The 7975-nt window shown below is 69.6% G+C and carries 7 protein-coding genes; 3 read left to right on the top strand and 4 right to left on the bottom strand.

Annotation, left to right across the window (positions count from 1 at the left end; all coding sequences use genetic code 11):
- Nucleotides 1-114 precede the first annotated feature (114 nt).
- Genes folP through thiD form a run of 3 tightly spaced genes read left to right on the top strand, consistent with a single transcriptional unit; the run spans nt 115 to nt 3280 of the window.
- Nucleotides 115-1101 carry a dihydropteroate synthase gene (gene folP, locus WAZ62_RS06565; protein ID WP_422642712.1) on the top strand — a complete coding sequence of 329 codons (987 nt, stop codon included), beginning with the start codon at nt 115-117 and terminating at the stop codon, nt 1099-1101.
- Between the two features lie 14 nt (nt 1102-1115).
- Nucleotides 1116-2468 (top strand): phosphoglucosamine mutase, encoded by a 1353-nt coding sequence (glmM, locus tag WAZ62_RS06560; protein WP_422642711.1) that lies wholly within the window; start codon nt 1116-1118, stop codon nt 2466-2468.
- Nucleotides 2465-3280, top strand: a complete 816-nt coding sequence (gene thiD, locus WAZ62_RS06555) for a bifunctional hydroxymethylpyrimidine kinase/phosphomethylpyrimidine kinase (protein WP_422642710.1) — start codon at nt 2465-2467, stop codon at nt 3278-3280. Before glmM ends, thiD begins: the two co-directional genes overlap by 4 nt.
- Before the next feature lie 163 nt (nt 3281-3443).
- Here the strand turns inward: thiD and WAZ62_RS06550 are convergent, their stop codons facing one another.
- From WAZ62_RS06550 to WAZ62_RS06535, 4 genes are all read right to left on the bottom strand, one after another.
- Nucleotides 3444-4628, bottom strand: coding sequence for an acetyl-CoA C-acyltransferase family protein (locus WAZ62_RS06550; protein ID WP_422642709.1), 1185 nt, complete (start codon nt 4626-4628; stop codon nt 3444-3446).
- A gap of 86 nt (nt 4629-4714) precedes the next feature.
- Nucleotides 4715-5026: an EthD family reductase gene (locus WAZ62_RS06545; protein ID WP_422642708.1), complete on the bottom strand. Its 312-nt coding sequence runs from the start codon at nt 5024-5026 to the stop codon at nt 4715-4717.
- 97 nt (nt 5027-5123) lie between these two features.
- Entirely contained in the window at nt 5124-6638 is a 1515-nt protein-coding gene (locus WAZ62_RS06540) for a TolC family outer membrane protein (protein WP_422642707.1), read from the bottom strand.
- 4 nt (nt 6639-6642) lie between these two features.
- Nucleotides 6643-7975, bottom strand: a 1333-nt coding sequence (locus WAZ62_RS06535) for an HlyD family type I secretion periplasmic adaptor subunit (protein ID WP_422642706.1), incomplete at its 5' end; no start/stop codon positions are given.

The following is a 7975-nucleotide window of genomic DNA, read 5'->3' as shown; positions in this document are numbered from 1 at the left end:
CGGCCAGGGCCTGCGCCCGGGTCTGCAGCCGGGCAGCTGAGCGCTCCTGCGGGAAACCGGGGCCGGTGGCGACACCGGCCCTTTTTCTTTGGGGGCGGCGTGGTAAACAGGGCCATGCACAGCAACTTCATATCCCCGGCCGGATTGCTGCGCGGGGCGGATGCCCGGCGCGCGGTGGCGGCCGGTCTCGCCCTGCCGCTTGGCCCGGGCCTTGCCCACAGCCAGCACCTGCGCCTTGGCCCCGGCACCCGCGAGCTTCTGCCGCTGGGGGCCGCGCCGGCCTATCCGGATCCGGGCCGGCCCCTGGTGATGGGCATCGTGAACGCGACGCCGGACAGTTTCTCGGACGGCGGGCGCTTTCTCGGCGTGGCCGGCATCGAGCAGGCGGAGCGGCTGGTCGAAGCCGGGGCCGACATGCTCGACATCGGCGGCGAATCGACCAGGCCCGGCAGCGCCGAGGTCCCGGCGGCCGAGGAGATCGACCGGGTCTGCCCGGTGATCGAGGGGGCTAGGCGCCTCGGCGTGCCGATTTCCGTCGACACCCGCAAGGCCCCGGTGATGAAGGCCGCGCTCGCCGCGGGGGCGGATATCATCAACGATGTCTCGGCCCTCGGTTTCGATGCGGAAGCCGCGCCCTTTCTCGCCACCCGGGACTGTCCGGTCGTCCTGATGCATTCGCGCGCGATCCCGGCGACCATGCAGCAGGCACCCCATTACGACGATCTCGTCTTCGAGGTGCTGGCGGAACTGGAGGCGGCCTGCGAGCGGGCGGTGGCGGCCGGGATCGCGCGCTCCCGCCTCATCCTCGATCCCGGCATCGGCTTCGCCAAGACGGCGGCGCATAACGCCGCGCTGATCGACGAGATGCAGGCCCTCCATGCCCTGCGCCTGCCGATCCTGCTCGGCACCTCGCGCAAATCCTTCATCGGCCATTTCGCCGGTGGCGCGTCTCCGGCGGGGCGGCTGGCCGGCTCGCTCGCCACCGCATTGGCGGGGATCGACCGCGGCGCGGCGATCCTGCGCGTGCATGATGTTGCGGAGACGGCGCAGGCGGTGAAACTATGGGCGGCGGTCAACGCGACCCCGCCTCAGCACGATTGAAAGCCCGAGCGATCATGACCTCACGCAAGCTGTTCGGCACCGATGGTATCCGGGGCACCGCCAACATGGAGCCGATGACGGCGGAACTGGCCCTCGCCGTCGGCCAGGCGGCCGGCCTCATGTTCCAGACCGGTGGCCATCGCCCCCGCGTGGTGATCGGCAAGGACACCCGCCTGTCCGGCTATATGATCGAGGCGGCGCTGCAGGCCGGCTTCGTCGCCGTCGGCATGGATGTGATGCTGGTCGGGCCGATGCCGACACCGGCGGTCGCCATGCTCACCCGCTCGCTGCGGGCCGATCTCGGGGTGATGATCTCGGCCTCGCACAATGAATTCCAGGACAATGGCATCAAGCTGTTCGGCCCCGACGGCTACAAGCTCTCGGACGAGGTCGAGATCGCGATCGAGCGCATGATCGAGGCCGGCGACGTCAAGCGGGCCGAGCCGAAGGCGCTCGGCCGGGCGCAGCGGCTCGACGATGCCGCCGGGCGTTACATCGAATTCGCCAAGGCGACCTTCCCGCGCGGCATGAAGCTGGATGGCCTGAAGATCGTCGTCGATTGCGCCCATGGCGCCGCCTACAAGGTCGCGCCCACGGTCTTGTGGGAGCTGGGGGCCGAGGTCGTCGCCATCGGCACCGCGCCCGATGGCTTCAACATCAACCGCGACTGCGGCTCGACCCATGCCAAGGCCCTGCGCCAGGCGGTGCTGCAGCACGATGCCCATATCGGCATCGCGCTCGACGGCGATGCCGACCGCCTGATCCTCGTGGACGAGGCCGGCCAGGTGGTCGACGGCGACCAGCTGATGGCCGTGGTCGCCGAACATTTCCAGCGCACGGAGCGCCTGCGCGGCGGCGGCATCGTCGCCACCGTGATGTCCAATCTCGGGCTGGAACGCCACCTCGCCCGTCTCGGCCTGACGATGGCGCGCACGGCGGTCGGCGACCGCTATGTCGTCGAGCGGATGCGCGAGCAGGGTTACAATGTCGGCGGGGAACAGTCCGGTCACATCATCCTGTCGGATTTCGCGACCACGGGCGACGGGCTGATCGCCGCCCTTCAGGTGCTGGCGATGGTGGTCGAGGCGGGGCGTCCGGCCTCGGAAGTCTGCCGGCGCTTCCAGCCCCTGCCGCAGGTCCTGCGCAATGTCCGCTTCCTGGCCGGCCAGCGCCACCCGCTGGAGGACGAGGGGGTGAAGGCGATCATCGCCGCCGTCGAATCGAGGCTGGAGCGCAGTGGCCGCCTGCTGATCCGCAAGTCCGGAACCGAGCCGGTGATCCGCGTGATGGCCGAGGGCGAGGACCAGTCGCTGGTCGAGAACGCGGTGGCGGAAGTGGTTCAGGCGCTGGAGCGGGTCGCGGCATGACGGAAGCGAACAAGGGACGGGTGCTGATCGTCGCGGGCTCCGACAGCGGCGGCGGCGCCGGAATCCAGGCCGATATCAAGACGGTTACCGCCCTCGGCGGCTATGCGATGACGGCGGTTACCGCCCTCACCATCCAGGACACGCTGGGCGTCCATGGCATCGTCGATATTCCGGCGGAAGCGGTGGCGCGCCAGATGGCGGTCTGCCTCGACGATATCGGCGCCGACGCGGTGAAAACCGGTATGCTCCATTCGGTCGAAGTGGTGGAGGCGGTGCTGGCCGGCCTCGCCCGGCCGAGCGCGCCAAGTCAACTGGTGGTCGATCCGGTCATGGTCGCCAAGGGCGGCGCCAGCCTGACCACCGATGCGACGGTGGAGGCTATCCGCACCCGCCTGATCCCGCGGGCGAGCGTGATCACGCCCAATCTGCCCGAAGCCTCCACCCTGCTGGGCCGGGCCGTGACCGGCCTTGCCGACATGGACCGGGCGGCCTTCGATCTCCTCGATCTCGGCTGCGGCGCCGTTCTCCTGAAGGGCGGCCATCTCGATGGCGAATTGCTGCGCGATGTCCTCGCGTCGCCCGAAGGCCTCGTCTATTTCGACGATCCGCGCATCGTGACCACCAGCACCCATGGCACCGGCTGCACCCTGGCTTCCGCGATCGCGACCGGCCTCGCCCAGGGTCTCGACCTCGTCGCGGCGGTCAGACGGGCCAGGGCCTATGTCCGCCGGGCGCTGGCGACCGCGCCGGGCTTCGGCCACGGCCACGGCCCGCTGAACCACGGCCACACGGTGCAGCCGTTCGGGGTCTGAGCTTCACGGGAGGCGCCGCCCTTGTTTCGTCATGCCGGCGTAGGCCGGCATCTCGCGACAACAGAGGCGCCTTCTCGTGTCGAGGTCCCGGCCTTCGCCGGGACGACGATCGGCGAATGGGGTCAGCGGACACGCCAGGGGTTCCCCGGCGTGCCGCGCCCGATTACACGCGCTCGAAGATCGCGGCGATGCCCTGGCCGCCGCCGATGCACATGGTGACGAGGCCGTAGCGCCCACCCGTGCGATGCAGTTCGTAGATCACCTTCACCGTGTTGATGGCGCCGGTGGCGCCCACCGGGTGGCCGAGGGCGATGCCCGAGCCGTTCGGATTCACCTTGGCGGGGTCGAGGCCCAGTTCCTTGGTGACGGCGCAGGCCTGGGCGGCGAAAGCCTCGTTCGATTCGATGACATCGAGATCGGCGACCGTAAGTCCGGCCTTGGCGAGGGCGAGCCTGGTCGCCGGCACCGGGCCGATGCCCATCAGGGTCGGCTCGACACCCGCATGGGCATAGGCGACGAGACGGGCGAGGGGCTTCAGGCCCTTGGCCTGCACGGCAGCCGCGGAGGCGAGGACGACGGCGGAGGCACCGTCATTGATGCCCGAGGCATTGCCCGCCGTCACCGTGCCATCCTTGCGGAAGACGGGACGAAGGCTGGTGAAATCCTCGGCCTGGGCGTCGGGACGGAAATGCTCGTCGGTATCGAAGGCGACGGGCTTGCCCTTCACCTTCACCTCGATCGGCAGGATCTGGTCCCTGAAATAGCCGGCCTTCACCGCATGGGCGGCGCGGCGGTGGGATTCGAGGGCGAGTTCATCCTGGGCCGCGCGGTCGATGCCGTGCCGTTCGGCGACATTCTCGGCGGTGATGCCCATCAGGATCGCGTTGAACGGGTCGGTCAGCGCGCCGTTCAGCATGTCGCGCATGGCCATGTCGCCCATCTTGGTGCCGAAACGGGCACCGGCGACCTGATGCGGCGCGCGGGTCATGACTTCGGCGCCGCCCGCGACGGCAAGGTCATAATCGCCGAGGGCGATGCCCTGGGCCGCCGAAATGATCGCCTGCACGCCCGAGCCGCACAGCCGGTTCAGGGTGAAGGCCGGGGTTTCCACCGGCATCCCGGCCTTGATGCCGACGACGCGGGACAGATACATGTCGGCCGGTTCGGTCTGGATCACCTGGCCGAAGACGACATGGCCGATATCGGCCGGCGCGACGCCGCCACGCTTCAACGCCTCGACCGCGACCGCGGTGCCGAGTTCGGCCGGGGTCTTGTCCTTCAGGCTGCCGCCGAAGGTGCCGATCGCCGTGCGCACGCCCGATACAACGAAAACTTCGCTCACCACCATCTCCTCCGCGTGATTGTGGCGGCACTATACACAGGCGGGCGGGCCGGAAAACCGTCCAAACGGGGGGCGCGCCCGCCTGCGAGACGTCAGGCCTTGCGATCTTCCTCGAAAGCCAGGATCTGCGCGCCGCCACTGGCGAAATTGCCGAGATCGGCGGCGGCGGCCTGCCCCTGCGGCGAGCCCATGGAAGCCTGCAGCGTCGCCATGTCGGCGAATTCGAGACGGGCGACCAGATGCGCGGGCGCCCCGGCGAGGGCCGCGACCGGCGCCTTGCTGAGGGTCAGACCGGCGAGGGCGGGGATCTTCGCGGCCAGCGGAACATGGACGCGGGCATAATAATCGTCGAAATGCGCGGGGTCCTTGGGCGCACCGTAAACAACGAGGACGACGGCGGTCATGAGGTTTCCTCTTCGTGATTCTTGTCGTTGCGGCCTGACGGCCGGCGCCAGCTTCGCCGATCGCCGGAAGGATGGACAGGGGGGCGATGGGGGGGGATCAGCGCCGATTGTCGACCATCGTCGGCGGCTCGATATCGGCGGCGTGGATGCCGAGAACCCCGGTCCAGACATCGATGCGCTCCGGCGGCGGCGGCGGGGTCACCGGCGCGGGTGTCGCCGAGTCGGGCTGGCGGGTCAGGGTCGGGGTTGGCGCCGGCACCGGATCGCCGGGAACCGGGGCGGTGCTGAACCAGGCATCCCGCACCTCGTCCGCATGGCGGCGGGGATCATAGGGGGTGGTCGGCAGGGCCAGTTTGTCGGCGGCGAAGGCGCCCATGGCGGCGAGCAGCTGCCAGCCGGCCATGAGCTCGTCGCGCTGCGCCGAGATCAGCCGGCGCCGGGCGTCGAGCAGGTTCTGCTCGCTCTGCAGCACGTCGGTCGTGGTGCGGAACCCCTGCAGCGCTTCCTTGCGCACGCCGTCGAGGGCGAGGGCGGCGGCATCGACCCCTTCGAGGGCATAGCCGATCACGGCCCGCGCGCTGCGCAGGCCGACGAATGTATCGCTGACCTGACGCACGACCGCCCGCTCCGTCGAGAGGACATCCGAGCGACGCTGGCTCCATTGCTCCTTGGCCTTGCGGATGCGGGCCTGGGTCGCGCCCCCTTCATAGAGCGGCACGCGCAACTGAAGCTGCAGCGAATATTGTTCCTCGATGTCGCTGACCAGGGCGCTGTTCTCGCTGTATGACGAGGAACCGACGACATTGAGCGACGGATAGAGGCCGGCGTCGGCCTGGGCGATCTCGGCCCGCGCCACATCCTCGGCCTTCCGCGCGCCCGTCAGGGAGGGATTGCCGGCCATGGCGGTGTCGGTCGCCGCCTCCAGCGTGTCGGGCAGGCCCGGCGGCAGGTCGGGCGGCGACAGATCCATCGCCGGATGCCCCACGACCTCCTGATAGGCGGCGAGGGCCCGGCGCAAGGCCGCCTCGGCCGCGACCTGATCGGCCTGGACCTGGGTCAGCCGGGCGCGGGTCAGGGCGATGTCGGTGCGCGTCAGGTCGCCTTCGTCGAGGCGGCGCTGGTTGCTGGCGAGTTCCCGGGCGAGGCTGGCGACGATCTCCTGGGTCACCGCCAGGATCTGCTGGTCGCGCAGCACGTCGACATAGGCCTGCACCGTGGTCAGCAGGACCTGCTGTTCGGTCGCCGCCAGCTGGGCCTGGCCCTGTTCCACCCGGGCATCGGCACTGCCGAGCGCGGTCAGGGCCGCGAGGGGCAGGACCGGCTGGATCAGTTGCAGCTGACCCGTGGTCTGATTGCCCCAGCGATTGTCCTGGCGGGAATATTCGGTGCTGTCGCGCCCGATACCGCCCGACGCCTCGATCTGCGGCCGCAGGCCGGACAGCGCGAGGGCCAGATCCTCGTCGGTCACGCGAAGGGCGCTGCGGGCGGAAGCCAGCTGCGGGTTGGTGCCATAGGCCGACACGAGGGCCTCGGTCAGGGTTTCGGCGCCGGCCGGCGTGGCGGCGGCGGCCAACAGCAGGCCGGCCAGCATCGGCCGGGCGAGACGCAACATGGCCTCAGTCTTCCTTGAAGGACCGGGCGAACATATCCACCACCGGCTTGAGCAGATATTCCAGCGCGGTGCGATTCCCGGTATTGACGATGACTTCCGCCGGCATTCCCGGCACCAGCCGGGCCGCGCCGAGGCGGGCGATCTGGTCCTCGGCGACGACGATACGGGCGAGATAATAGGACTGCTTGCCCTGGGGATCGCTCAGCACATCGGCGGAAACGACATCCACCGTGCCCTCGACCGACGGCGTCGTCCGGGTGCTGAAAGCGGAAAAACGGACTTCGGCGGTCTCGCCCGGCTGCACCTTGTCGATATCCTCCGGCTTGACGAAGGCTTCGACGACCAGTGTCTGGTCCTGCGGCACGATGTCGAGAATATGGCCCCCGGGCGCGATCACGCCATTCACCGTATGGACGGCGAGGCCGACCACGATGCCGGCCACCGGCGCCCGGATCTCGGTGCGCGCCATCTGGTCGAGGGCGGCGGTGCGCTGTTCTTCCAGTTCGGCGATCTCGCGCTCGACCTTTTCGAGATCCTGCACGACATCGCTGCGGAAGGTGTTGTCGACCTGATCGATCTGCAGCTGGGCCTCGCCGACGGCGACGTCGCTGCGGGCGATATCGGAGATCAGCTGGCCAAGGCGCCCGTTCAGATCCGCCGCCGATCGCTCGAGCGCGAGGATGCGGGTCTTGGGCGCCAGGCCCTCGGCGAAGAGCCGGCGCAGGCCCGTCAATTCCTGGTTGATGGTGCCGATCTGCAGCTTGTTCGCCTCGAGCTGGGCCTGCAGGCCTTCCTTCTGGCGGCTCAATTGCTCGATGCGCTGGCGCAGGATCACGACCTGGCCCCGCTTGGTGTCGCGCCGGCTGGTGAAGGCGATCTGCTGGGCGCGGATCTGTTCGGCGACCAGCGGCGATTGCGCGGCGGCCAGCAGGCGATCGGGGAAGCTGACCTCGGCCGCGTTGTCGCGCTCGGCGACGAGGCGCGCGCGCTGGGCGAGGGAGGCATGAAGCCGGTCGGTGAGGACCTGCAGATTGGCGCGCACCCGCACGTCGCTGAGGCGAACGAGGATCTGATCGACGGCGACCCGGTCGCCATCCTTCACCAGGATTTCGCTGATGATGCCGCCTTCCAGATGCTGCACGGTCTGGCGGTTGGATTCGACGGCGACACGGCCGGGCATGCTGGCGCCGCCCGACAGCGGGGCCGAGGCGGTCCAGGTCAGGAAGCCGCCAAGCCCGAGGCCGACGATCAGATAGATCGACAGCACGGGGCCACGCAGGCCGCCATGGAGGGTCGGCGGCTTCGCGGCAAGCGGCGCGGGGGATGAGGTCATGGTC

Source organism: Zavarzinia sp., assembly GCF_049306435.1.
Classification (GTDB): domain Bacteria; phylum Pseudomonadota; class Alphaproteobacteria; order Zavarziniales; family Zavarziniaceae; genus Zavarzinia.
The sequence above is the reverse complement of the archived record's forward strand: the minus strand, read 5'-3'. Positions and strand labels throughout refer to the sequence as shown.